1 protein-coding gene is annotated in these 767 nt (G+C 48.2%); it reads right to left on the bottom strand.

Annotated elements, in window-relative coordinates; translation table 11 throughout:
- Positions 1 to 767, bottom strand: a 767-nt coding sequence (locus tag A3756_RS19090) for an FAD-dependent oxidoreductase (RefSeq protein WP_156490606.1), incomplete at both ends; no start/stop codon positions are given.

The following is a 767-nucleotide window of genomic DNA, read 5'->3' as shown; positions in this document are numbered from 1 at the left end:
GAGCTGAAGCCATTACATGGTCAGTCTCAGGAAAGTGTGTACTCGACTTAAAGTCTTCAGGTTTCCGATTTAAATATCTCGCCGCCGTTTGAAGCACATCCAAGGCGATTAAACGATAAGTCGTCAGCTTACCTCCTGCAACGCTCACCATGCCTCGATTATCCCAGACAACATGTTCACGCTTTTCATCAGAAGGCTTTGCCGGTTTACTCAAGTCAGCTTCTTGCTTGCTAGAATGTTTACTGACAACAGGGCGAACACCCGAGTACGTCGCTATAACATCGCTTTCAGAAATCAAACTATTTGGGAATTGCTGATTCACAGCAGCTAACAGATACGCTACTTCGCCAGCGCTTATGCTGGACTCGTCTCGACTACTTTGCTTGTGATCAAGGTCCGTTGTCCCGACAACCGTCACACCTTCCCAGGGGAAAGCAAACACTGGCCGCTTATCTTTCGGGTGAAAAAAACTCACAGAATACGCCACTGGCAAGCGCCACTGAGGCAAAACTAAATGGCTGCCACGCAGAGGCCTTATTACTTTGTTTTCACCGAGCTGTTGTCGAAGTTCATCTGTCCATACCCCGGCAGCATTGATGACAACATTTGCCTGCAACTCAAACTGTTCAGCACTCAGTTGGTCTTTCAGCAAGACGCCCGTGACTCTGTCATTTTCGTCCTTGCTTACTTGCTCTGCTCGCAGATAATTGATCGCAACACCGCCGTCGCGATTGCCCTCTTCCAATACACGTAAAACCAAACGAGCA

It is taken from the genome of Oleiphilus sp. HI0086 (assembly GCF_001635225.1).
The sequence above is the reverse complement of the archived record's forward strand: the minus strand, read 5'-3'. Positions and strand labels throughout refer to the sequence as shown.